21 protein-coding genes are annotated in these 23679 nt (G+C 70.3%); 16 read left to right on the top strand and 5 right to left on the bottom strand.

Annotation, left to right across the window (positions count from 1 at the left end; translation table 11 throughout):
- The first annotated feature begins 171 nt into the window (after positions 1-171).
- The gene (locus tag ACSBPH_RS01425; RefSeq protein WP_442575841.1) at positions 172-1002 is read left to right on the top strand and encodes an endonuclease domain-containing protein; all 831 of its coding nucleotides are present in this window, start codon (positions 172-174) and stop codon (positions 1000-1002) included.
- Positions 1003-1160: 158 nt separating this feature from the next.
- Here the strand turns inward: ACSBPH_RS01425 and ACSBPH_RS01420 are convergent, their stop codons facing one another.
- Together ACSBPH_RS01420 and ACSBPH_RS01415 are read right to left on the bottom strand one after the other, a co-directional pair.
- Positions 1161-1817 carry a pentapeptide repeat-containing protein gene (locus ACSBPH_RS01420; RefSeq protein WP_442575840.1) on the bottom strand — a complete coding sequence of 219 codons (657 nt, stop codon included), beginning with the start codon at positions 1815-1817 and terminating at the stop codon, positions 1161-1163.
- Complete coding sequence (locus tag ACSBPH_RS01415; RefSeq protein ID WP_442575839.1) at positions 1818-3134, bottom strand: MFS transporter; 1317 nt, start codon at positions 3132-3134, stop codon at positions 1818-1820.
- 138 nt (positions 3135-3272) lie between these two features.
- On the opposite strand from ACSBPH_RS01415, the gene ACSBPH_RS01410 reads away from it, so the two are divergent.
- Positions 3273-5273: a hypothetical protein gene (locus ACSBPH_RS01410; RefSeq protein WP_442575838.1), complete on the top strand. Its 2001-nt coding sequence runs from the start codon at positions 3273-3275 to the stop codon at positions 5271-5273.
- 53 nt (positions 5274-5326) lie between these two features.
- Here the strand turns inward: ACSBPH_RS01410 and ACSBPH_RS01405 are convergent, their stop codons facing one another.
- On the bottom strand, positions 5327-6802 hold the full coding sequence (locus tag ACSBPH_RS01405; RefSeq protein WP_442575837.1) for a GH1 family beta-glucosidase: 1476 nt from the start codon (positions 6800-6802) through the stop codon (positions 5327-5329).
- Between the two features lie 296 nt (positions 6803-7098).
- Between ACSBPH_RS01405 and ileS the strand changes: the two genes are divergently transcribed.
- Genes ileS through ndk form a run of 4 tightly spaced genes read left to right on the top strand, consistent with a single transcriptional unit; the run spans position 7099 to position 12695 of the window.
- Positions 7099-10521 (top strand): isoleucine--tRNA ligase, encoded by a 3423-nt coding sequence (gene ileS, locus ACSBPH_RS01400; protein ID WP_442575836.1) that lies wholly within the window; start codon positions 7099-7101, stop codon positions 10519-10521.
- Positions 10518-11870, top strand: a complete 1353-nt coding sequence (locus tag ACSBPH_RS01395; protein ID WP_442575835.1) for a bifunctional folylpolyglutamate synthase/dihydrofolate synthase — start codon at positions 10518-10520, stop codon at positions 11868-11870. The genes ileS and ACSBPH_RS01395 overlap by 4 nt, the downstream gene beginning before the upstream one ends.
- The gene (locus ACSBPH_RS01390) at positions 11858-12280 is read left to right on the top strand and encodes a DUF4233 domain-containing protein (protein ID WP_442575834.1); all 423 of its coding nucleotides are present in this window, start codon (positions 11858-11860) and stop codon (positions 12278-12280) included. Before ACSBPH_RS01395 ends, ACSBPH_RS01390 begins: the two co-directional genes overlap by 13 nt.
- Position 12281: 1 nt before the next feature.
- Positions 12282-12695: a nucleoside-diphosphate kinase gene (ndk, locus tag ACSBPH_RS01385; protein ID WP_442575833.1), complete on the top strand. Its 414-nt coding sequence runs from the start codon at positions 12282-12284 to the stop codon at positions 12693-12695.
- Between the two features lie 66 nt (positions 12696-12761).
- Here the strand turns inward: ndk and ACSBPH_RS01380 are convergent, their stop codons facing one another.
- Positions 12762-13364 carry a vitamin K epoxide reductase family protein gene (locus ACSBPH_RS01380; protein WP_442575832.1) on the bottom strand — a complete coding sequence of 201 codons (603 nt, stop codon included), beginning with the start codon at positions 13362-13364 and terminating at the stop codon, positions 12762-12764.
- Positions 13365-13669: 305 nt separating this feature from the next.
- On the opposite strand from ACSBPH_RS01380, the gene ACSBPH_RS01375 reads away from it, so the two are divergent.
- Positions 13670-16111 carry an Rne/Rng family ribonuclease gene (locus tag ACSBPH_RS01375; RefSeq protein WP_442575831.1) on the top strand — a complete coding sequence of 814 codons (2442 nt, stop codon included), beginning with the start codon at positions 13670-13672 and terminating at the stop codon, positions 16109-16111.
- 29 nt (positions 16112-16140) lie between these two features.
- Here the strand turns inward: ACSBPH_RS01375 and ACSBPH_RS01370 are convergent, their stop codons facing one another.
- Positions 16141-16413 carry a DUF4031 domain-containing protein gene (locus ACSBPH_RS01370; protein WP_442575830.1) on the bottom strand — a complete coding sequence of 91 codons (273 nt, stop codon included), beginning with the start codon at positions 16411-16413 and terminating at the stop codon, positions 16141-16143.
- Between the two features lie 160 nt (positions 16414-16573).
- Between ACSBPH_RS01370 and rplU the strand changes: the two genes are divergently transcribed.
- The 9 genes from rplU to rsfS all read left to right on the top strand — a co-directional run bounded on the left by rplU (position 16574) and on the right by rsfS (position 23455).
- Positions 16574-16882 (top strand): 50S ribosomal protein L21, encoded by a 309-nt coding sequence (gene rplU, locus ACSBPH_RS01365; RefSeq protein WP_442575829.1) that lies wholly within the window; start codon positions 16574-16576, stop codon positions 16880-16882.
- 20 nt (positions 16883-16902) lie between these two features.
- Complete coding sequence (gene rpmA / locus ACSBPH_RS01360) at positions 16903-17160, top strand: 50S ribosomal protein L27 (protein WP_442575828.1); 258 nt, start codon at positions 16903-16905, stop codon at positions 17158-17160.
- Between the two features lie 106 nt (positions 17161-17266).
- Entirely contained in the window at positions 17267-18775 is a 1509-nt protein-coding gene (obgE, locus tag ACSBPH_RS01355) for a GTPase ObgE (protein WP_442575827.1), read from the top strand.
- Positions 18772-19629 (top strand): glutamate 5-kinase, encoded by an 858-nt coding sequence (gene proB / locus ACSBPH_RS01350; RefSeq protein WP_442575826.1) that lies wholly within the window; start codon positions 18772-18774, stop codon positions 19627-19629. Before obgE ends, proB begins: the two co-directional genes overlap by 4 nt.
- On the top strand, positions 19626-20885 hold the full coding sequence (locus ACSBPH_RS01345; protein WP_442575825.1) for a glutamate-5-semialdehyde dehydrogenase: 1260 nt from the start codon (positions 19626-19628) through the stop codon (positions 20883-20885). Before proB ends, ACSBPH_RS01345 begins: the two co-directional genes overlap by 4 nt.
- A 56-nt stretch (positions 20886-20941) precedes the next feature.
- Positions 20942-21163, top strand: coding sequence for a hypothetical protein (locus ACSBPH_RS01340; protein WP_442575824.1), 222 nt, complete (start codon positions 20942-20944; stop codon positions 21161-21163).
- An 8-nt stretch (positions 21164-21171) separates the two neighbouring features.
- Positions 21172-21768, top strand: a complete 597-nt coding sequence (nadD, locus tag ACSBPH_RS01335; RefSeq protein ID WP_442575823.1) for a nicotinate-nucleotide adenylyltransferase — start codon at positions 21172-21174, stop codon at positions 21766-21768.
- Entirely contained in the window at positions 21765-23075 is a 1311-nt protein-coding gene (locus tag ACSBPH_RS01330) for a hypothetical protein (RefSeq protein WP_442575822.1), read from the top strand. The genes nadD and ACSBPH_RS01330 overlap by 4 nt, the downstream gene beginning before the upstream one ends.
- Positions 23075-23455: a ribosome silencing factor gene (gene rsfS, locus ACSBPH_RS01325; RefSeq protein ID WP_442575821.1), complete on the top strand. Its 381-nt coding sequence runs from the start codon at positions 23075-23077 to the stop codon at positions 23453-23455. Before ACSBPH_RS01330 ends, rsfS begins: the two co-directional genes overlap by 1 nt.
- Positions 23456-23679: the final 224 nt, after the last annotated feature.

The following is a 23679-nucleotide window of genomic DNA, read 5'->3' as shown; positions in this document are numbered from 1 at the left end:
AAGGGAGGACCGATCCGGCCGCATTCGCCCTCCCGTCCGGTGAGGACCTCCGCCCAGACGACGACGGATGCCGCGACCGGCCTCTGCTCCACAGGCGGCGGCCGCGGCATCCTTTCCCCAGATGGAAGGCCGCGGGGAGGCGCGCGTGCCACGCCGCCCCACGATCGGACGATGGATGTCGTGGAACTCGTCCGCTCGTACGGCGGGATCGTGCTCGGCTCGGTGCTGACAGCGCGCCACGTGCGCCCGCACGTCGTCGCCTCGGCGGTCGCGACCGGGCGGCTGAGGCGCATCCGGCGGCGGTGGGTCGCGCTTCCCGACGCCGACCCCTCCCTCGTCGCGGCGGCGCAGCACGGCGTCGTGCTGTCGTGCGTCACGCAGGCCAGACGCAGCGGGCTGTGGGTGCTGCCGACCGCGACGCCCGTGCACGTCGCCGCCCGTGGCCACGCCAGTCGCATCGCGGTGCCTGCGCCGGGCGTGGTGCACTGGCGGCATCCTGTCGTTCCCCGCAGTCCCGACCAGCTCGAGGACCGCATCGAGAACGTGCTCGCCCTCGTCGCGACCTGCCAGCCTCAGGAGACAGCCCTCGCGATCGTCGAGTCGGCGCTGCGGCAGGGGCTCGTCGACCACGCGTCGCTGCGGCGCCTGCCGTTGCCGCGCGAACTGCAGCACCTCCTCGACGTCGCGACGCCCTTCGCCGACTCGGGGTTGGAGACGCTCGTTGGTCCGAGGCTCCGGTGGATGCGCCTGCGGATCCTCCCGCAGGCGTGGCTCCTCGGACGGCCCGTCGACTTCCTGATCGGCGAGCGGCTCGTCCTGCAGATCGACGGAGGCCACCACGTCGGCAGACAGCGGACGAGCGACATCGAGCACGACGCGAAGCTGATGCTCGCCGGGTTCCACGTCATCCGCGTGGGCTACGACCAGGTCGTGAACGACTGGCCGAGCGTGCAGGCCATGATCATGGGCGCGGTCGCGCGCGGGCTGCATCTCGCCGCGTGAGGGAGCCTCCGCCCAGCGGAGGTTCTCGCCGGAAGGGAGGGCGGATCCGGCCGGATCGGCCCTCCCGTCCGGTGAGAACCTCCCGTGGATCGCCGCCGCGCCCGTGAGCCGCCGACCGCGAGCCGCCGATGGCCCGCCGCGGCGACGCCGACCTCAAGTCAGTCCCTGACGTCGATCCCGAGGGCCGAGGCGAACGCGGGGGCGAGCTGCTCCACCTGCGCGGAGGAGAGCGTCGTTCCGCGCAGGGCGTCGGGTCGCGTGACGGCCAACGCCTCGAGGCCGCGGAGGTCGGTGTGCTCGGCGCGAAGCCCGTCGGTGGCGACCTCGTCGGCCCGCGAGCCGTCGAACCTCACGCGCGAGAGCGTCGCGAGCGGGAGGTCGAGGGTCTGGATCGTGCAGTCCGTGACGAGGAGGTCGCCGACCGTCGCGCCGCGCAGCGAGAGGTAGTCCACGCGCACACCGCGCAGCTCGACGCTGTCGAGTTCGGCACCCGACAGGTCGAACGTGCCGATCCTTCCTCCCGCGAGAAGCACGTTGCGCCACCGCGATTCCCGCGCCACGACCTCGGTGGCCCGCAGCTGCGAGATGGCGACGTCGGTGAGGACGGCGCCGGTCAGGTCGAGGCGGGCGACGGATGCCTCGGCCACCGCGCACTCCTCGAGACGCGAGTGCGAGGCATCCGTCACCCCCTCGAGGCCGACGATGCGCGCGCCCAGCAGGTCGGCGCGGCGCTCGAGCCCCGTCACGTCCTCGAGCTGCGGCGGGAGATCGGGCGCCGAGATGCGGGGCGCGAGGGGTCCGCCGGCCCGTGCCACTCAGCCCTCCTCGGGCTCCGGCCGGCGGCGCGAGGCGGCCCAGGCGGAGACGAGTGTGACGGCGGAGAGGATCGCGAGCACGACCCCAGGATGCCACCACGCGAAGTCCGTCGCGTCGCCCAGGGCGACGGTCACCAGCGGCACGAAGCCCGAGATGGTCGCGGCGATCGCGTAGGCGACCGAGAGCGCCGAGTAGCGGAAGTGGTCGGGGAAGAGGTCGTTCATGAGACCGCCGAGCGCCGCCCACGACATGGTCGGCAGGATCCCGCCGACGATCATCGTCGCGACGAGGATCGGGAACGTCGCGAACTGCAGCAGGAAGTACATCGGGAACGCGATGAGGAGAGTGCCGAGGGCGCCCCACGCGACGACCTTCGCCGAGCCGATGCGGCTCGCCCAGGCGCCGAAGAGCGGGATCGTCACGAGCTGCAGGAGAGCCCCGATCGTCGTGGCGACCAGGAGGTCCTGGAAGCTGAAGCCGAGCCGCTCCACGCCGTAGTTGATCGTGTAGGTGTTCATGAGCGAGTACGACCCGATGCCGAGGAGGGCCGCGCCGATCGCGATCGCGAGCGCGAGGGGCCGCACGCGGAACATCGTGAGGAACGGGATGCGGTCCCGGCGCCCGGTCGCGACGACGTTCTCGAAGACAGGGGTCTCATCGATCGACCACCGCAGGTACAGCGAGACGAGCAGGAGCGGGAAGGCGAGGAGGAACGGGATGCGCCAGCCCCACGCCGCGAGCTGGTCGGCCGGGAGCGCCACGGTCATGACGATGAACACGGCGGCCGAGAGGATCGAGCCGACGGGCGAGCCGAGCTGGGGGATCGCGGCGTAGAACGCGCGTTTGACCGGTCCGGAGTGCTCCGTCGCGAGGAGGATCGAGCCGCCCCACTCGCCGCCGAGCGAGAGGCCCTGCGCGATGCGGAGGATCAGGAGCAGGACGGCGCCGAGCCATCCGGCCTGCGCGTAGGTCGGGAGCAGGCCGATGAGGCCCGTCGCGACGCCCATGATCCCGACGGTCCACAGGAGCGTCGCGCGCCGGCCGAGGCGATCGCCCATGTGACCGAAGATCGCCGCGCCGATGGGCCGCACGACGAACGCCAGCGCGATCGTCGAGAACGCCGCGAAGGTGCCGCCGACATCCCCGAGCGGGTCGAAGAACAGCGGACCGACGAAGAACGCCGCGAAGTACGCGTAGACGTAGAAGTCGAACGACTCGAGAGAGGTTCCGACCATCGACGCCCACGCGACGCGGCGGGCGGGGGCGGTGGAGTCGGAGACGGGGGAGGGAGCGGGAGGAGCGGAGGTCACGGACATCGATCTTGGCACGAGTCCAGAAACTCCGGTTCAGGATGCCGCATTCCCTCCTCCCTCGACGCACCGCCGCTCATCGCCTCGCGGCGCCACGCTCATCGCCTCGCGGTGCCGACGCGCCGCACCCTCTAGTGTTCACACATGGTTCATCCGCTCGCGGCAGTGCGCGCGGCGAGACCCACGGGGCGGCCGCTCGTCGTAGGTCTCACCACTGGGTCGGCTGCGTTTCTGCTACTGATCGCTGCGCAGGCTGCCGGTGTCCTCGGCGGCTGGACGTTGATCGTGCTCGGGACTCTGTGCGCCCTCGCAGTGCCGTCGTCTCGAGAAGCCGGTCGACGGATCTTCTACGTCCTATGCATTGCGATCGGGATGGCGGCGCTCGTCGTCTGGCTGCCACTGCCCGTCGCCGGAGTGACGAGATGGGGGTTGGGCACTGCCGCGATCGCAGGGACACTCGTCGCTCTCCTGGCAGCAAGGAGAGTGAGCTGGCGTCGCCTCGTTCCGCGTGTCCGACCAGCCGACATGCCGGCCTTTCTCGGGGTCGGATTCGCTGCGTGGTGCCTTGAGCCGCTCTGGGCAATCAGTGATGCGCCCAGCGCGCTGCGCCTCCTGCGGCTCGGCTGGGATCACGCCGCCCACTTCAACATGGTCGAGATGATCCGTCGGAGCGGCTCCCTCGCCGGACTCGTAGAGCCCGGCGAATTCGAGTCGATGGCCTACCGGAACTACCCGAAGGGATTCCACGCCGGCGCGGCGACGGTGATGGACGTCACTGTGGGCAGGAGCGTACTCGACCCGAGCGCTGAGCTGATGGGGTACGCCCAGGCGACGGCGCTCATCAGTCTCGGCGTCGTCGCACTGCTTCTCTTCGGCATCGTGGCACTGCCTCAGGTGCGCAGGAACCTGCTGCTAGCCACGGCCATGAGCGTGCTCGTGACCCTCGCATTCACCGTCGGACCGGCCGGCGCCGGCACCCTGATCTTCTACGGGTTCCCGAATTTCCTTGTCAGCGTCGGCTTGCTCGGTGCGATTCCCCTGCTGGCGATCTTGCTTGAGCGCGTCTCGGGGCTCACCGCGCTCCTCGCGCTGTCCGCGTGCTTCATCGGGATCGCCCACAACTGGGCGATCCTGCTGATTCCCGCTGCGGCGGGGGCTGCAGCTCTCGCATTCCCTTTTCGCCGCGGTCGCCTGCCCCGCTCGCGCGGAGGATGGGCGGCGCTCGCTGTGTCGGCTGCCCTCGCTGCTGTGGGCGGCCTTCTCGCCTTTCAAACCCTGCGCGGTGGGCCACAAGGGGGTACGACCGTCTCGCAGCTCCTCGTCAACGGGGGGTTCTACGGCGGGTCCCGCACCGAGATGCTGATCGCCCCCGCCCTGGCTGTGCTCGTGTGTGTCGCCGTCGGCTTGCGATCTGCGCGGCTCGCCGGCCACTCTCGGCGGGGGCGTGCGGTGCGCGTCGGTGTGCTGGCGCTGTTCCCCACGACAGGACTGCTGCTCGTCGGCGCGATCGCGGTCTATCAGCTCACGCAGATCCACGAGCTCGCGTACTACTTCTTCAAGACCGGAGCCGCGGTACAGCTCGCATCGACGGTCCTCCTCGCCGCGGCCTCAGCCACCTTCGTCCGCCTCGTGTCGGGCTCGACGCGATCTCGCGCGCTCGCGGCGGGTACCGCCGTTGTGCTGACCATGGTCCTCGTCGTCTATTCGGGTGCCGTGAATCCGACGTCGGAGGGGATCGGCCTCCGCGTCCCACCGGGTTTGGAGGCGCGCTCCACCTGGCAGGCGGCGGAGTATCCCGAGTCCGACGACTCCGTCTCCCGGATCGACGAACTCGCCGCCAGTGCGGTGACGAGCGACGGTCACCGCTACGTAGTCCCGAGCGAGCTCGACGGCTCAACCGCACCCCGACTGGCCAATCAGTGGCTGTTCGCCCTCACCGGTCAGTGGACGGACGCAGGATACAAGGTCATCGACGAACTTTGGGGCGACAGCGTGCCCCGCTCTGACCGGCCGGCGACCGTCGCCGAAGCGGTGCGCGCGCTGTACGCGGCCGACCCCCACGCTGTCATCATCGTGGCACCCGAGGAGTTGCCGGCACTCCGATCGGATTCTTCGCTCGATCGGGCGACCATCGTCTCCTGGTGAGACGAAGCGGCGCCGCCGCTCGTCATCTCGCGGTGCCGTCGCGCCGGTTCTCCTCACGCCGCGGCGACGGCGTTGGCCGCGACGACCTGGGAGTACCACTCGGCGCTCTGCTTCGGGGTGCGCTCCTGGGTGTCGAAATCGACGGCGATGAGGCCCCACCTCTGCTGATACCCCTCCGCCCACTCGAAGTTGTCCAGGAGCGACCACACGTAGAAGCCCTGCAGCGGCACCCCCTCGCCGATGGCGCGCGCCGCCTGCTGGAAGTGCGCGCGCAGGAAATCCGTGCGGTGCGGATCGTCGACCGTCACGTCGGGCGTCGGGTCGGGGATGCCGTTCTCGGTGATGAGGAGCGGGATCTCGGGATAGTCCCGGCGCAGCCGCATCAAGAGGTCGTAGAGCCCTTCGGCGCGGATCTGCTGCCACGAGGCGGCGGAGGTCGGCGCGATCGACGCCTCGTTCCCGCTCGAGTCGGCCCCGGTGACGCCGTAGTACTGCACCGCGAGGAAGTCGTTCGGGGCGGCGATCACCTCGAGATCGCCATCGCGCTGGAGCGCCGCGAACGCCTCCGGGTCGGCCGGCAGCTGACCCGGCTCGGCTCCGATCGCGTCCGTCGGGTAACTGCCCTTCAGCACGGGGTCGAGGAAGAGCCGGTTCTCGCGGCCGTCGAGCCGCGTGGCCCCGTCCGGGAGGGTCGGATCGAGCGGGTACACCGGGATGAGATTGAGCGCGATCCCGATGCGACCCGACGCCCCGCCCTCCCGGAACCGCTGCACCGCGAGACCGTGGGCGAGCAGCTGGTGGTGCACCGCGGCCGCGGCGACATCCGGGTCGCGCAGGCCGGGGGCGTGAGCCCCGTACCAATGCCCGGCGAAGGCATGTGACTTGGGCTCGTTCAACGTCATCCAGTCGATGTCGACGTCACGCAGCGCGTCGAAGCAGATCGCCGCGTAGTCGGTGAAGCGCTCCGCCGTCGCCCGGTTCTCCCACCCGCCGTCATCCTGCAGGGCCTGGGGCAGATCCCAGTGGAACAGCGTGACGGCGCTGCGGATGCCCCGAGCCCCGAGCGCATCGACCAGGCGCCGGTAGTGGTCGAGCGCGGCGACGTTCGCGGCACCGGAGCCGGTGGGCTGGATGCGCGGCCACGCGAGCGAGAACCGGTAGGCGCCGAGCCCCAGTCCCGCCATGAGCTCCACGTCCTGCGGGTAGCGCCGGTACTGGTCGGCCGCCGGGTCACCCGTCGACCTGTCGCGGATCGCTCCCGGCTGGGCGGCGAAGGTGTCCCAGATCGACGGGCGGCGCCCATCGGCCGTGAGCGATCCCTCGACCTGGTAGGCGCTTGTCGCAGCCCCCCACACGAAGCCGGGCGGAAACGCCATGGGGTCGGCCGGGGGAGTCCACGTCGGTGCGGGCACGGGCGTCTCGCCGGGCGCGCAGGATGCCAGGGCAGCCGCGAGCGCGGCGCCTCCCACGAGTGCGAAGAACCCGCGACGGCTGAGGTCCGGCCGGCGGCGAGGCCCATCGTCGGGCATGTCATCCCCCTGCCCGGGGAGAGGTCCAGCAGATTGCACCGCCAGGGTACTCCGCCGCCCGGTAGAATCGCAGGACCAGCATCGATCCGGCCATCACCGGGGAGCTCCCGGAAGAACAGGACTCTGGTCCTCAGTAGAACCGGGCGGGTCAGGCCCGTCACAGCCGCAGTGAGAGGGGACGGATGCCCCGGCACGAGGCATCCGTCAATGCAGGGTGGTACCGCGGTACGCGTGGACGACAGTCCAGGCCGTGTCGTCCCGGCAGAAGCCGATGAGACGAGACCTTGCGAGACGACATGACGTACCCACGCCCCTCCGCGTTCGGACCCGCCGCTGACGCGGTCACCCCCAGCCCGCGCTTCCCCGAGATCGAGAGCGGCGTACTCGCGTTCTGGGCGGAGGACGACACCTTCCGGGCGTCGATCGCGAACCGTGAGGGCGCCGAGGAGTGGGTCTTCTACGACGGTCCTCCGTTCGCCAACGGCCTCCCGCACTACGGCCATCTCCTGACCGGGTACGCGAAGGACCTCTTCCCGCGCTTCCAGACGATGCTCGGCAAGAAGGTCGACCGCGTCTTCGGCTGGGACACTCACGGCCTGCCGGCGGAGCTCGAGGCGATGAAGCAGCTCGGGATCACCGAGAAGGACGAGATCGAGGCCATGGGCGTCGCGACCTTCAACGCGAAGGCGCGCGAGTCGGTGCTCGAGTACACGCGGGACTGGGAGGACTACGTCACCCGCCAGGCGCGCTGGGTCGACTTCGAGCGCGGCTACAAGACGCTCGACACGAACTACATGGAGTCGGTGCTGTGGGCGTTCAAGACGCTCCACGACAGGGGGCTCGCGTACGAGGGATACCGCGTCCTGCCGTACTGCTGGCGAGACCAGACGCCGCTGTCGAGCCACGAGCTGCGCATGGACGACGACGTCTACAAGATGCGCCAGGACCCGTCGGTCACGGTGACCTTCCCGCTGACCGGCGCGAAGGCGGAGGCGCTCGGCCTCACGGCCGTGCGCGCGCTGGCCTGGACGACGACGCCGTGGACCCTCCCGACGAACCTCGCGCTCGCGGTCGGCCCCGACATCCGCTATGTCGTCGTGCCCGGCGGTCCGAACGGCGCTGCCGACATCCACCCCGGCGACGACCCCGTCGAGGCGACGGCGCATCGCTACCTCCTCGCCGACGAGCTGCTCGCCGGCTACGCGAAGGACCTCGGCTACGAGTCGGCCGAGGCCGCGCGCGAGGCCGTCGTGCAGACGGTCATGGGCCACGAACTCGCCGATGTCACCTACGACCGCCTGTTCGACTACTACGCGGATGCCGCGACCTGGGGCACCGGCGACGCCTGGCGCATCCTCGTCGACGACTACGTCACGACCGCCGATGGCACGGGCATCGTCCACCAGGCGCCGGCGTACGGCGAGGACGACCAGCGGATCACCGAGGCGGCAGGCATCCCGCTCATCATGAGCCTCGACGACGGCGGCCGGTTCCTCCCGCAGGTCGCCGATGTCGCGGGCGAGCTGTGGATGGACGCGAACCGCCCGCTCATCCGTCTGCTGCGCGAAGAGGGGCGCGTGCTGCGCGAAGCGAGCTACGAGCACTCGTACCCGCACTGCTGGCGGTGCCGCAACCCCCTCATCTACAAGGCGGTCTCGAGCTGGTTCGTGCGCGTCACGGAGATCAAGGACCGCCTGCTCGCGAACAACGAGCAGATCACCTGGGTGCCCGAGAACGTCAAGCACGGCCAGTTCGGCAAGTGGCTCGAGGGCGCGCGCGACTGGTCGATCAGCCGCAACCGGTACTGGGGTTCGCCCATCCCCGTCTGGAAGAGCGACAACCCCGAGTTCCCGCGCGTCGACGTGTACGGATCGCTGGAGGAGATCGAGCGCGACTTCGGCCGTCTCCCGCGCGATACGCAGGGCGCCGTCGACCTGCACCGCCCCTACATCGACGACTTGACCCGGCCGAACCCCGACGACCCGTCGGGCCTGTCGACGATGCGGCGCATCGAAGACGTCCTCGACGTGTGGTTCGACTCGGGTTCGATGCCCTTCGCGCAGGTGCACTACCCGTTCGAGAACCAGGAGTGGTTCGACGAGCACTCGCCCGCCGACTTCATCGTGGAGTACATCGGGCAGACGCGCGGGTGGTTCTACCTCATGCACGTCCTCTCGACGGCGCTGTTCGACCGCCCCGCGTTCACGGGCGTCTCCTGCCACGGGATCGTCCTCGGCAGCGACGGCCTGAAGATGTCGAAGTCGCTGCGCAACTACCCCGACGTCAGCGAGGTCTTCGACCGCGACGGCTCGGACGCGATGCGCTGGTTCCTCATGTCGAGCTCGGTGCTCCGAGGGGGCAACCTCGTCGTGACCGAGGAGGGCATCCGCGCCGGCGTGCGCGAGTTCCTCCTGCCGGTGTGGAACGCCTGGTACTTCTTCGCCACCTACGCCAACGCGGCGCGCGGGGCCGGCGGCGGCGGGTACGAGGCATCCTGGCGCACCGACTCCACCGACGTGCTCGACCGGCACATCCTCGCCCTGACGGGCGATCTGGTGCGGGATGTCGCGGCCGACCTGGAGGCGCTGGACTCGACGATGGCGGCGGCGAAGCTCCGTGACTTCGCCGAGGCGCTGACGAACTGGTACATCCGCCGCTCGCGCGACCGCTTCTGGCTCGGCGTGACCGAGGACCCGCGGTCGACCGAGGCCTTCGACACCCTGTACACGGTGCTCGAGACGCTGACCCGCGTCGCGGCGCCGCTCATCCCGCTCGTCTCGGAGCGCATCTGGCAGGACCTCACCGGCGGTCGCAGCGTCCACCTCCAGGACTGGCCCGACGCCGACGCCTTCCCCGCGGCCGATGACATCCGCTCCGCGATGGACGCCGTGCGCGAGGCATCCAGCGTCGCGAACGCCCTGCGCAAGAAGGTCGGCAAGCGGGTGCGGCTTCCGCTTCCGCGGCTCACGGTCGTGGTTCCGGATGCCGCGTCCCTCGCGCAGTTCGACGACATCCTCCGCGACGAGCTCAACGTCAAGGAGGTCGAGCTCGTCGAGCTGGGCGACGACGTCGCGGAGCGCTACGGCATCACGCGGCGACTGAGCGTCAACGCCCGCGCGGCCGGCCCGCGCCTCGGCAAGCAGGTGCAGCACGTCATCGCCGGCGCGAAGGCCGGTATCTGGGAAGAGGTCGACGGCACGGTCGTCGTCGACGGCATCGCGCTCGAGGAGGGCGAGTACGAGCTCGCACTCGAAGCCGGCGGCGTCGCCGAGGGCACCGCGATCGCGCTGCTCGCCGACGGCGGCTTCGTGCTGCTCGACACCACGACCTCGCCCGAGCTCGAGGCCGAGGGGCTCGCGCGCGACGTCATCCGCGCCGTGCAGGACACCCGCAAGGCCGCCGGGTTCGACGTGAGCGACCGCATCGACCTGCGGCTGTCGTTCGACGACGCCGACGACGCACGGGCCGTCGCCGACGCCTTCGCGGTGGCGGATGTCGCGGGTGAGACCCTCGCCCTCGACTATGCCGTCCTCGGCCCCGACGGGAACACCCTGCTCGCGGACGGCGCCGTGATCGCGAGTGCCGCCGCGACCTCGAGCGACCTCGTGCGCGAGCACGGCGCAGGCGACTTCGCCAACCGTGGCGCGTTCCGCGTCGCGGTGACACGAGTGGGGGCATCGACATCCGGTGCCGTGAGCGATGGGAGCGAGACCAAGTGAACGACCGCGAACGCGCCGACGCCGTCTACACGGCACTTCTGCAGCGACAGGGCGAGCGCTGGGTGCAGCCCCGGGTCGAACGCACGCGCCGCGTGCTCGATCTGCTGGACGACCCGCAGCGCACGTACCGCGTCGTCCACGTCACGGGGACCAACGGCAAGACCTCGACGAGCCGGATGATCGAGAGCCTCGTGCGCGCGCACGGCCTGCGCACGGGCCTGTTCACGAGCCCTCACCTCGAGCGGTTCACCGAGCGCATGATGATCGACGGCGCGCCCATCGACGACGCCGCCGTGGCGGACGCGTGGGACGAGGTCGAGCCCTTCATCGGGATCGTCGACGCGGAGCTCGAGGCGGCCGGCGACGCGCCGCTGACGTTCTTCGAGCTGCTCACGGTGCTGGCCTTCGTCGCGTTCGCGGACGCCCCCGTCGACGTCGCGGTGATCGAAGTCGGCATGGGCGGGTCGTGGGACTCCACCAACACCGCCGACGGGGACGTCGCGGTCATCGCCCCGATCGATCTCGACCACGCCGACCGCCTCGGCGAGACGATCGCCGAGATCGCCTCGGTCAAAGCCGGCATCATCAAGGACGGCGCGGCCGTCGTCTCGGCCCGCCAGAGCGCAGCGGCCGAGGCCGTCCTGCGCGACGCAGCTGCCGCGAAGGGCGCGACGATCGCCTTCGAGGGTCAGGACTTCGCCCTCGTCAAGGACAGCCTCGCCGTCGGTGGGCAGGCGATCACCGTGCGCGGCCTTGCGGGCGTGTACGAGGACAAGTACCTGCCGCTCTACGGCGCACACCAGGGCTTCAACGCGGCGCTCGCCATCGCGGCCGTCGAGTCGCTCATCGGCGGCGGCGCACAGCCCATCACGGGCGACGTGCTTGCCGAAGGACTCGGCCAGAGCACCTCGCCCGGCCGTCTCCAGCTGGTCGGCGTGAGCCCCACAGTTCTCGTCGACGCGGCGCACAACCCGCACGGAGCGCGTGCGCTCGTGGAGGCCCTGCGCGAGTCGTTCGACTTCGACGAGTGGGGCATCGTGCTCGGCGTCCTCGCCGACAAGGATGCCGCCGGCATCGTCGCCGCCCTGGCGCCGGTCGCGTCGCACGTCTTCGCGACGGCACCCGACTCAGAGCGAGCGAACGACGCCGACCGGATCGCCGATCTCGCAGAGGTCGCCGGCCTTCCCGTGACGGTCCACGCCGATGTCGCAGATGCCTCCGAGGCCGCACGCGAGTGGGCCGCGGCATCCGATCGGCGCGCCGTCGTCATCGCCGGGTCGGTCGTGCTCGCGGGCGAAGCCCTCGCCCTCGCCTCGGCGGAGGACTGGAAGTCGGGGTGGACGCCGTGACGGCCGCCGCCGACCCACCGCGCCGGCAGCGCCGGGCACGGGGAGCGGCGGAGTCGCTCGGCTCGATCGTGCTCGTCTTCGAATCGGTCGTGGTGTTCCTCGGCGGACTCGCCGTGTTCGGACTGCAGGCGCTTCCGGCAGGCATCCCTTCGTGGTGGGGTGTGGTCGGGGGAGCCGTCCTCGCGGTCCTGATGCTCCTCACCGCGGGTCTGCTGCGACACCGCTGGGCGCTCGCCGTGGGCTGGGGGCTTCAGATCGCGCTGCTGCTGGCCGCGCTGCTCCTCCCCGCGCTCGCGATCGTCGCCCTGATTTTCGGCGGCATGTGGGCGTATGCGACGATCAAGGGGGCATCGCTCGACCGGCGAAACGCCCGCCTGGCCGCCGAGGCCGAGAATGCGAACGGAGACTGAAATGGCCACCGAAGAGACCCTCGTCCTCGTGAAGCCCGACGGCGTCGCCCGCGGGCTGACGGGGCAGATCCTCGCCCGCATCGAGTCGAAGGGATACTCGCTCGTCGACATCCGCCTCGTCGAGCCCGATCGCGAGACGCTCGAGAAGCACTACGCCGAGCACGAGGGCAAGCCGTTCTACGAGCCCCTCCTCGAGTTCATGATGTCGGGGCCGTCCGTCGCGATCCGCCTTGCCGGCAACCGCGTCATCGAGGGCTTCCGGTCGCTGGCCGGCACGACCGACCCGACGACGGCCGCTCCCGGCACCATCCGCGGCGACCTGGGCCGCGACTGGGGCCTCAAAGTGCAGCAGAACCTCGTGCACGGCTCGGATTCCGTCGAGTCGGCGCAGCGCGAACTCGCCATCTGGTTCTGACGGTCCTGACGACGCCGCTGCCACAACGCGGGCCGGCCGCGGCATCCGTCATCGCAGCGCCGTGGGTCAGAACAGCGCGCCGAGCACGTCCAGGCGCACCTGCGCGAGCACCGCCACGATCGCGTAGCTCACGATCGCCATGAGCGGCACCCAGCCCATGAGGGACTCGGCGACACGACGGACGCGGGGCGGCACCGGCACGATGCCCGCGCGCAGCAGATGGAGCGTCACGACGTAGAACGTCGGGATCGTCACCGCCCACGTCACCATGCACCACGGGCACAGAGTGCCGAGGATGAAGATGCTCTGGCTGATGAGCCAGATCACGAAGCCGAACGCGAAGGCGATGCCCGCCCAGAAGGCGATCCAGAACCAGCGCGCGAAGCGGGCGCCGGCGAGGATCGCCATGCCCACGACGATGGGCGCCACCCAGCCGGTGAGCCCCAGGATCGGATTGGGAAAGCCGAACACGCTGCCCTGCGCCGAATCGAGGTTCTTCGTGCACTGCACGAGGGGGCTGAAGTCGCACGAGGCGGCCTCACCGGGGTTCATGAGGGCGTGGAACTTCTCCATCGTGAGCGAGAAGGCGGCCCACCACCCGACGACACCGGCGATGACGAGCCAGACGGCCATCGCCGTGGGACGAGTGTGCGACTGAGGCGAAGGCATGCCTCGGATTATGACACCGGGGACTGTGCGGATGCCGCGCCGAGGCGCCCCGCGCAACGCCGCGGATGGCCCCGCCACGCAATCGGCGGGGGAAAGTGCGATAATGGTCGTCGATGCGTCGCGGCCGCGCCGCCTGCGCATCACAGAAGACTTCAGGGCGATGACAGCCCTTCGCAGCGAGAGGGCCCCCGCCCATGAGCCGGGTCCTGCTGCAGACCGAGTGAGTTCGCGGCACCGCAGGTGCGGCACCGCACGAGATTTCGCCGGGCGACGCGCGGTGTCGCCCCGCAGGGAGTACGCCGGTGATGGCAGATGAGAGCAACGCACCCTTCGACACCCAGCCCGAGACAGACACTCCGGTAGCCCCGGAGCAGTCGGAGGCTGCCCGAGACGAACTCGAGGCCGTCATCGAGTCGGTCGAGGTCGTCGAGGTCGAGGGCGGCGAGCGGCCTGAAGGCACGGACGACGGCGCTCCCGCGCCGGATTCCGCCGACGAGCCGGTTCAGGACGAGCCGGTTCAGGACGATTCGGTTCCGGACGACTCGGTTCAGGATGACTCGGTTCAGGATGCCTCGGCGCAGCCCGCCGAGTCGGCTGAGCCCGAGTCGGCTGAGCCGGAATCGGGCGAGCCCGAGCCGGACGCGAAGTCCGAGCCCGACGCGAAGTCCGAGTCGAACGCGAAGTCCGAGCCGGTCACGGCCGTGGCGCTCGGCCTCCTGCCGGAGGTGTTCGTCTCGGCGGTGTCGACGCAGCTGCACTTCTACGCGCCCGAGATCACGCCGCTGCCGCCCCGCCCGGGCCGACAGCAGGAGGCGGTGACCGTCGACGAGGGCACGAGCACCTCGTCGCGCCGCCGCAACCGCCGCCGCGGGGGAGAGGGCCGGGACGAGGCATCCGATTCCTCCTCCGACTCCCCGCCCGAGAGGCCGGTGCACCAGCGCCAGCGCGCCGTCGAGCTCATCACGGAGCCGCAGCGAATCAAGGGCTCCACGCGCCTCGAGGCCAAGAAGCAGCGCCGCCGCGACGGTCGTGAAGCCGGTCGCCGCCGCGCGGTCGTCACCGAGGCCGAGTTCCTCGCACGGCGCGAAGCCGTCGACCGCGTCATGATCGTGCGCTCGAAGAACGGGCGCATCCAGATCGCCGTGCTCGAAGACAACGTGCTCGTCGAGCACTACGTCGCGCGCAACCAGGACGCGTCGCTCATCGGCAACGTGTACCTCGGCCGCGTGCAGAACGTCCTGCCCAGCATGGAGGCCGCCTTCGTCGACATCGGCCGCGGCCGCAACGCCGTGCTGTACTCGGGCGAGGTCGACTGGGATGCCGTCGAGACCGGCAACCAGCCGCGCCGCATCGAGCTCGCCCTCAAGACGGGCGACCGCGTGCTCGTGCAGGTCACGAAAGACCCGGTCGGCCACAAGGGCGCACGCCTGACGAGCCAGATCTCCCTCCCGGGCCGCTACCTCGTGTACGTGCCGGGCGGCGCCATGAACGGCATCTCGCGCAAGCTCCCCGACACCGAGCGTGCGCGCCTCAAGCGCATCCTCAAGGAGGTCCTGCCGGAGTCGTCGGGCGTCATCGTGCGCACCGCCGCGGAGGGCGCGACCGAGGAGCAGCTGACCCGCGACGTGCAGCGCCTCACCAAGCAGTGGGAGCACATCTCCAAGCAGGTCGAGACGATCCAGGCGCCCTCGCTCCTGCACTCCGAGCCCGATCTGCTCGTCAAGATCGTCCGCGACGTCTTCAACGAGGACTTCTCGCGCATGCTCATCCAGGGCGAAGACGCGCACAGCACGATCGTCGGCTACCTCGAGGCGGTCGCCCCCGACCTCCTCGAGCGCGTCGAGCGCTACGAGAGCGAGCACGATCCGTTCGACCAGTTCCGCATCACGGAGCAGATCGAGAAGGCGCTCGACCGCAAGGTGTGGCTCCCCTCGGGCGGCTCGCTCGTCATCGATCGCACCGAGGCCATGACGGTCGTCGACGTCAACACGGGCAAGTTCGTCGGATCCGGCGGAAACCTCGAAGAGACCGTCACGAAGAACAACCTCGAGGCTGCGGAGGAGATCGTCCGCCAGCTGCGCCTGCGCGACATCGGCGGCATCATCGTCGTGGACTTCATCGACATGGTGCTCGAGTCCAACCGCGACCTCGTGCTGCGCCGCCTCGTGGAGTGCCTGAGCCGCGACCGCACGAAGCACCAGGTCGCCGAGGTCACGTCGCTCGGCCTCGTGCAGATGACGCGCAAGAAGCTCGGCCTAGGCCTCCTGGAGACCTTCAGCGAGGCCTGCGACGTGTGCGCGGGTCGCGGCGTCATCGTGCACCACGACCCCGTCGTGAAGCACCGCGGTCCCGCCGCCGCCGGTCCGCAGAACGGCCGTCGTCCGCGCGCAGGCTCGGCTCCGGCGCCCTCGACGGGCACGCACGTGATCACGGAGGGTGTGAAGTCCGCGCTCGCGCAGATCGCGGCATCCACGATCCACCATCACGACGAGGTGCCGACGGATGCCTCGGGCGCACCGGTCCCGACGATCGAGCTTCCGCTCGAGCCGCCGGTCGAGCGTCCGAAGAAGGCCCGCAAGAAGCGCGAGCCGAAGGCCCCGAAGACCGAGAAGGACATGCTTCTCGACTCCGTGCTGAACGCTCTTCCCGAGCCGAAGGCGCCGGGTCAGGGCCGGTCGCGTCGCCGGGTGACGACGGCCGCGCTCACCGGCACGCCCGTGCCGCACCTGCCGACGCAGGGGGAGTGAGCCCCGGCGGTCGCTGCGCCCCGGCGGGCTCAGCGACCGCGGCGCTCGCGCGCCGTCACCCGCAGGCCCGACGCGATGAGGGCGCGCACGAGCGTGTGCCCGTCGACGTGCCGGGCCCCGGCGGCGACGAGCCGCTCATGCGCCTCGTCGGGAACGTCGTAGTGGTCGCGGTCGAATCCCCGCCGGGGGATGCCGTTCGCGGCGGCGAAGGCGTGCAGCTCGTCGAGGTTGTCGTCCGACACGAGGTGCGCCCAGAGCCGGCCGTGCGCCGGCCACCTCGGGTCGTCGATGAGGATCGCCACGTGCCGATCCTATTGAGCGGATGCCGCGACACGGCCGTCCGCGCTTTTTGGGGATTGCCTCGGCATCCGGTAAAGTAGTCCTTTGGTGCGTCGAGACATCCGCACCGCGTCTTTCATGACATCCCGAGCGCGTGCGCTCCGAGAAGAAACAAGGTGTGAAGTGGTTTACGCAGTTGTGCGCGCCGGTGGCCGGCAGGAGAAGGTCCAGGTCGGCACGGTCGTCGTTCTCGACCGCCAGGCGGCCAAAATCGGCGACAAGATCGAGCTCCCCGCGGTGCTGCTCGTCGACGGCGACGCCGTCACGACCGACGCCGACAAGCTCTCGAAGGTCGTCGTCACCGCCGAGGTCGTCGGCGAAGAGCGCGGCCCGAAGATCGTGATCCAGAAGTTCAAGAACAAGACCGGCTACAAGAAGCGCCAGGGCCACCGTCAGGACCTCACGCGCGTCAAGATCACCGGCATCAAGTAAGTCCAGGAAGAGACGCAGAGATGGCACACAAAAAGGGCGCAAGCTCCACTCGTAACGGTCGTGACTCCAACGCCCAGCGACTCGGCGTGAAGCGCTTCGGCGGCCAGGTCGTCAACGCGGGCGAGATCATCGTCCGCCAGCGCGGCACGCACTTCCACCCGGGCGCCAACGTCGGCCGCGGTGGCGACGACACGCTGTTCGCCCTGTCGGCCGGCGCGGTCGAGTTCGGCAAGAAGGGCGGCCGCAAGGTCGTCAACATCGTCGCGGCCGCAGAGTAGGCTTCGACGAGCTCAGCCACCGGCTCAGCAAGACAGTCTTCGCGAGGGGCGGGCTTCGGCTCGCCCCTCGCAGTCTTTTTCCGCACCAAACCCAGGAGAAGATTCCATGGTCACCTTCGTCGACCGGGTCACACTGCACCTCCGCGCGGGCAAGGGCGGCAACGGCTGCGTGTCGGTGCGCCGTGAGAAGTTCAAGCCGCTCGCCGGCCCCGACGGCGGCAACGGCGGGCACGGCGGCGACATCGTGCTGGTCGCCGACCCGCAGGAGACGACGCTCCTGTCGTACCACCACTCGCCCCACCGCCACGCCGGCAACGGCGGCTTCGGCATGGGCGATCACCGCTCCGGCGCGGCCGGGGAGTCGCTCGAGCTGCCGGTTCCCGTCGGCACCGTCGTGAAAGACCCCGACGGTGAGACCCTCGTCGACCTGATCGAGCCCGGCATGCGCTTCGTCGTCGCCCCGGGCGGCCTCGGCGGTCTCGGCAATGCGGCGCTGTCCTCTCCCAAGCGCAAGGCCCCCGGCTTCGCCCTGCTCGGCACGCCGGGCTGGGAGGGCGACGTCCTTCTCGAGCTCAAGACGGTCGCCGATGTGGCCCTGGTCGGCTACCCCTCGGCGGGCAAGTCGAGTCTCATCGCTGCGATCTCGGCGGCACGGCCGAAGATCGCCGACTACCCGTTCACGACGCTGCACCCCAACCTCGGCGTCGTGCAGGCCGGTGACGTGCGCTTCACGGTCGCCGACGTCCCCGGTCTCATCGAGGGCGCGAGCGAAGGCCGCGGGCTCGGCCTGGAGTTCCTGCGCCACGTCGAGCGCTGCACGGCGCTCGTGCACGTGCTCGACTGCGCGACGCTCGAGCCCGGTCGCGACCCGCTGAGCGACCTCGACGTCATCCTCGGCGAACTCGCCGCCTACCCGGTGCCGGAGGGGCAGAAGCCCCTTCTCGAGCGCCCGCAGATCGTCGTCCTCAACAAGATCGACGTGCCCGAGGCCAAGGATCTCGCCGAGCTCGTGCGGCCCGACCTCGAGGCCCGCGGATTCCGCGTGTTCGAGATCTCGACCGTGAGCCACGAAGGCCTCCGCCAGCTCTCGTTCGCGCTCGGTGACATCGTCCTGAGGCACCGCACCGAAGAGGCCGGCAAGCCGGCCCCCGAGCGGATCGTCATCCGCCCCAAGGGCTCCGAGAAGGAGTTCAGCGTGCGCGTCGAGGGCGGCACGTACGGCGACCTCTACCGGATCCTCGGCGAGAAGCCGCTGCGCTGGGTGCAGCAGACCGACTTCACGAACGACGAGGCCGTCGGCTACCTGGCCGACCGTCTCAACAAGCTCGGCGTCGAAGACGAGCTCTTCCGTGCCGGAGCGACTCCGGGCGCGACCGTCGTCATCGGCGAGGGCGACGGCGTCGTCTTCGACTGGGATCCCTCGCTCAGCTCGACCGCCGAGCTCATCACGGCCCCGCGCGGCACGGATGCGCGACTCGACTCGTCCGGCCGCCGGACGACGAGCGAGCGTCGCGAGCGGTATCACGAGCGGATGGATGCCAAGGCCGACGCCCGCGCCGAGCTCGAGGCCGAGCGCCTCGCAGCGGCGCAATGGAGCGAGGAGGACGACGCGTGACGGCGCGCGTCCGCGCCGACCTCCCCACCGCGCGGCGGGTCGTCGTGAAGGTCGGCTCGTCGTCGATCAGCGGTGAGAACGCCGAGAAGATCCAGCCGATCGTCGAGGCCCTCGCCGCGGCCCACGCCCGGGGCACCGAGGTCGTGCTCGTCTCGTCGGGCGCCATCGCGACGGGCATGCCGTACCTCTCGCTGGGCGAGAGGCCGAACGACCTCGCCACGCAGCAGGCCGCGGCCGCGGTAGGGCAGAACGTCCTCATCTACCGCTACCAGGACGCGCTCCGCCCGTTCCGGATCGTGGCGGGTCAGGTGCTGCTCACGGCAGGCGACCTGGAGAACAGCACACCCCGGTCCAACGCGCGTCGCGCGATGGAGCGGCTCCTGGGCCTTCGCATCCTTCCCATCGTGAACGAGAACGACACGGTGGCGACCCACGAGATCCGCTTCGGCGACAACGATCGGCTCGCCGCGCTCGTCGCGGAGCTCATCGGCGCCGACGCGCTCGTGCTCCTCAGCGACATCGAAGCGCTCTACACGCGGCCTCCCGACCAGCCCGGCGCGCGTCCGATCGAACGCGTCGAGTACGGCGACGATCTGCACGGCTTCGAATTCGGCTCGGTCGTCGTCAACAGCGTCGGCACGGGCGGCGCGGCGACGAAGGTCTCAGCGGCGCGGCTGGCCGCGGCATCCGGTGTCGGCGTGCTCGTCACGAGCGCCGACCTCGTCGACGAAGCCCTCGCGGGCGCCGAGATCGGCACGTGGTTCGACCCGAACCCCGAGCCGGCAGCGCCCGCGCCCACCGGGCCGATCCGCACCGCCGGCTCAGGCCTGCCCGCCGATAAACTGGCGGGATGACCACGATCGCGACCACTCCGCGCGAGCGCATGCTGCTCGCGAAGGACGCCGCCCGCCGCATCGGCCTGCTCACCGACGATGAGAAGCGCGCCGCGCTCCTCGCGATCGCCGACGCGATCGAGGCGGCTGCGGCCGAGATCGTCGCGGCCAACCGCGAAGATCTCGAGCGCGGACGCACGAGCGGGCTCTCGGAGTCGCTGCAAGACCGGCTGCGTCTCGACGAGCCGCGCGTCGCGGCCCTCGCCGCCGCTGTGCGCGATATCGCGGCCCTTCCCGACCCCGTCGGGCGCGTGCTCGACGAGCGGACCCTCCCCAACGGCGTCGAGCTCACCAAGGTCTCGGTGCCCTTCGGAGTCGTCGGCTCGATCTACGAGGCGCGGCCCAACGTCACGGTCGACATCGCCGCACTCGCGCTCCGCGCGGGCAACGCCGTCGTGCTGCGCGGCGGCACGGCCGCCGAGCTCACGAACGCGGCCCTCGTCCGCGCGATGCGCGGCGCGCTGGCAGGTCAGGGCATCGACCCCGAGGCCATCCAGACGGTCGACGACTTCGGCCGCGACGGCGCCAAGGCGCTCATGCAGGCGCGGGGGATCGTCGACGTGCTGGTGCCGCGGGGGAGCGCACAGCTCATCGAGACGGTCGTGACCGAGTCATCCGTCCCCGTCATCGAGACCGGAGCCGGTGTCGTGCACATCGTGCTCGACGCGACCGCGCCGCTCGAGTGGGCGCGCGACATCGTCGTGAACGCGAAGGTTCAGCGGCCGAGCGTCTGCAACTCCGTCGAGACGGTGCTCGTCCACCGCGACGCGGCGGAGAGGCTCGTGCCGCCGCTCGTCGAGGCGCTGCAGGCGCGCGGCGTCACCGTGCACGGCGACGGCACGGTGGGAGCGCTGGCCGGGGGAGTGGTCGGGGCCACCGAGGAGGACTGGCAGACCGAGTACCTCTCCCTCGACATCGCGATGCGGGTCGTCGACGACCTCGACGACGCGCTCGGCCACATCCGCACCTACTCGACCCACCACACCGAGTCGATCGTGACCGAAGACGACGCCAACGCCGAGCGCTTCCTCGCCGAGGTCGATTCGGCCGTCGTCATGGTCAACACCTCGACGCGATTCACCGACGGCGGAGAGTTCGGGTTCGGCGCCGAAGTGGGCATCTCGACGCAGAAGCTGCACGCCCGCGGACCCATGGGGCTCGCCGAGCTCACCAGTACGAAGTGGCTGGCGCGGGGCTCCGGGCAGGTGCGGGCCTGACGGCATAGACTGGACGCGCGCCTTCGAACGGGGCGCGAGCCCGAAACGGAGATCGAATGACCGTCGCCACGCTGATCGCCCTCGCCGCCGAAGAAGCCGAGCACCACAACGTCGCTCTCGAGACCGTCGGCTTCGGCATCATCGCGATCGTCGTCTTCCTGTCGCTCGCCTTCGTCACCCTGAGCTACCGCAACGTCGCCAACCGTCACGCGCACAAGGCCGAGGCCTACGCGCGTGCCCACGCGAACGACATCCAGCGAACGGGCCACGGCCACTAGGTCACCGCATGACGGTGGCACGAGCCCCGAGGATCGGGGTCATGGGCGGGACGTTCGATCCCATCCACCACGGTCACCTCGTCGCCGCCAGCGAGGTCGCCCAGCACTTCGAACTCGACGAGGTTGTCTTCGTGCCGACGGGGCAGCCGTGGCAGAAGATCGAGGTCAGCCCGAGCGAGCACCGCTATCTGATGACGGTCATCGCGACGGCATCCAACCCCAGCTTCACCGTGAGCCGCGTCGACATCGATCGAAGCGGGCTGACGTACACGATCGACACGCTGCGCGACCTCAAGCGGGAGCGACCCGATGCCGAGCTGTTCTTCATCACGGGCGCCGATGCGATAGCGCAGATTCTCAGCTGGAGGGACCATGATGAGTTGTGGGAGCTCGCCCACTTCGTTGCGGTCTCCCGCCCCGGGCACGTCCTGAGCACCGATGGGCTGCCCAGCGACGACGTCAGTCAGCTCGAGATTCCGGCCCTCGCCATCTCCTCGACGGATTGCCGTGAGCGCGTTCGTCGGGGTCATCCCGTGTGGTACCTCGTTCCGGATGGCGTCGTCCAATACATTGCGAAGCACCATCTCTATCGGAGCAACGAATGAGCACACACGAGCAGCCTGAGACTCCACCGCTCACGCGCAAGCAGTTGCGAGAGATCCGTAACACCGGAGCCAACCCCGTCATCGACACCGGGGCTCTTGCGGTGATGGCCGCCGAAGAGACCGCCGCTGCCACCGAAGAGACGGATGCCGCGCCTGTCGCGCCGCCTCCCTTCGAGGCCTCTCTGACCCCGGTCTCGCCGCTGCCGCGCCCTGCGGAACCCGTCGTCCTCCCCGAGCCTCCCGGTCCCGATCGCGGGGTCGACCTCGGCGTCTCACCACTCACCCGGCGCCAGGCCCGCCAGCAGGAGCGCATCCGCACCGCATCGGTGCCGGTCATCACGCCCGACGTGGCCTCGGCCTACGAATCGGCGACCTCTTCGGTCCCTCCCGTCATCCCGCCCCTCGTCGAGAGCGTCCCCGAGGCCCCAGGTGAAGACGAGGCCGAGATCGATCCGTTCGCCGCGCTCGGCGTCGACCCCGATGCCGACGGCGAAGATTCCGACGGCGGGGACGCCGAGGAGGACTCGGCCGAGCATGGCTCGGACGACTCACCTGAGGAGCCCTCGCACGAGGATGAGCCCGGCGAGGAGCCGGATGCCGGCGTGGAGTCGTCGCAGGGCGACGAGTCGCACGGCGACGAGTCGATCGAGGAGCACTCGGACGAGGAGCACCCCGCCGACGCGGCGCCCGAAGAGCACCGCGACGAGGCTGCCGCCGATGTGACGGACGCCCCCGACTCGGACGCCGACTCACGCCAGACCGATTCCTCTCACGGCACGCCGGATGAGCCCGCAGAAGACGAGACGCCCCGTGTCGTCGACCCCGGTTTCGGTGCGGCGCTCCTCGCCGGCGGGTCGCAGCCGGCCGAGCCGCTGCCGCCGTCGTTCGACGATCTCATCGCGCGGTCTTCGAGCGGATCGGTCGCGACGCCGAACGCCCTCATCCTTTCGCAGTCGCCCAACGGAGGACCCATCGTCGCTCCGGTCAACGCGACGGGCGAAGTGCTCATCACTGGCACGTTCAACCTGCCCGAGGGTCTCGGCTCGACCGGCCATGCGCCGGGCACGGCTGACGGCAAGGAAGTCGACGCGGTTCTCGTCGACGGCGAGCTGCCCGCTCACTCCTCGCCGACGCCCATTGCGGCGAGTGCCGCGATCAGCACGGCGAAGGCACCGGGCGAGATCATCAAGCCGCCGGCCCCCGAGAAGGGTGGCCGCCTCATGCTGACGCTCGCCATCACGGCCGGTGTGCTGGCATTGGCGCTGGTGGGCGTTCTCATCCTCGCCTTCACGACAGGAGTCTTCTGATGACGGCGAGTGACAACGGACGACGGATGCTGCAGATCGCTGCAGCCGCGGCGGACTCGAAGGGCGGCGAAGACCTCGTCGGTCTCGACGTCTCGGAGCCGCTTCCGCTCGTCGACATCTTCCTTCTCGTCACGGGTCGCAGCGAGCGTAACGTCGCCGCGATCGCAGACGAGATCGAAGACAAGCTCCTCGAGGCCGGGCACAAGCGTCTGCGACGCGAGGGCCGCCAGGAGTCGCGCTGGGTGCTGCTCGACTTCGGCGACCTCGTCGTGCATGTCTTCCACGAGCAGGAGCGCGTCTACTACGGCCTCGAGCGGTTGTGGAAGGACTGCCCCGTCGTGCCCATCGATCTGCCGGAGCACGCCACCCCCGCACCGTAGGGCGGGGAGGCGAGGGTCTGCTTGCCTCCCGCGTCTTCAGCCATGGCGCGCTGGAGAGGTCACCCGCGGCCAGTCCGCTGGCGAGGGGCTGCGATTTGAGCGGCTCGTCCCACCCCTCGCGCGGATAGCCGAAGACCTCGGCCTAGACGACCCGCAGACACCCGGATGTGTTCGAGGCATCCGATCGGATGTTGTAAGCTTGAGGGGTTGCCCCGGGCTTCCCG

Origin of the sequence: Microbacterium sp. F51-2R, from assembly GCF_052180235.1 — a bacterium.
GTDB lineage: Bacteria > Actinomycetota > Actinomycetes > Actinomycetales > Microbacteriaceae > Microbacterium.
This window is presented reverse-complemented; position numbering and strand designations above follow the sequence as displayed.

Coding starts and splice junctions, on each gene's coding strand:
- ACSBPH_RS01330 (WP_442575822.1), top strand. CDS start 21,765: ATGAGCACACACGAGCAGCCTGAGACTCCACCGCTCACGCGCAAGCAG.
- ACSBPH_RS01405 (WP_442575837.1), bottom strand. CDS start 6,802: ATGCCCGACGATGGGCCTCGCCGCCGGCCGGACCTCAGCCGTCGCGGG.
- ACSBPH_RS01375 (WP_442575831.1), top strand. CDS start 13,670: ATGGCAGATGAGAGCAACGCACCCTTCGACACCCAGCCCGAGACAGAC.
- ACSBPH_RS01425 (WP_442575841.1), top strand. CDS start 172: ATGGATGTCGTGGAACTCGTCCGCTCGTACGGCGGGATCGTGCTCGGC.
- ACSBPH_RS01340 (WP_442575824.1), top strand. CDS start 20,942: ATGACCGTCGCCACGCTGATCGCCCTCGCCGCCGAAGAAGCCGAGCAC.
- ACSBPH_RS01415 (WP_442575839.1), bottom strand. CDS start 3,134: ATGTCCGTGACCTCCGCTCCTCCCGCTCCCTCCCCCGTCTCCGACTCC.
- nadD (WP_442575823.1), top strand. CDS start 21,172: ATGACGGTGGCACGAGCCCCGAGGATCGGGGTCATGGGCGGGACGTTC.
- ileS (WP_442575836.1), top strand. CDS start 7,099: ATGACGTACCCACGCCCCTCCGCGTTCGGACCCGCCGCTGACGCGGTC.
- ACSBPH_RS01345 (WP_442575825.1), top strand. CDS start 19,626: ATGACCACGATCGCGACCACTCCGCGCGAGCGCATGCTGCTCGCGAAG.
- ndk (WP_442575833.1), top strand. CDS start 12,282: ATGGCCACCGAAGAGACCCTCGTCCTCGTGAAGCCCGACGGCGTCGCC.
- rsfS (WP_442575821.1), top strand. CDS start 23,075: ATGACGGCGAGTGACAACGGACGACGGATGCTGCAGATCGCTGCAGCC.
- ACSBPH_RS01410 (WP_442575838.1), top strand. CDS start 3,273: ATGGTTCATCCGCTCGCGGCAGTGCGCGCGGCGAGACCCACGGGGCGG.
- ACSBPH_RS01380 (WP_442575832.1), bottom strand. CDS start 13,364: ATGCCTTCGCCTCAGTCGCACACTCGTCCCACGGCGATGGCCGTCTGG.
- obgE (WP_442575827.1), top strand. CDS start 17,267: ATGGTCACCTTCGTCGACCGGGTCACACTGCACCTCCGCGCGGGCAAG.
- rpmA (WP_442575828.1), top strand. CDS start 16,903: ATGGCACACAAAAAGGGCGCAAGCTCCACTCGTAACGGTCGTGACTCC.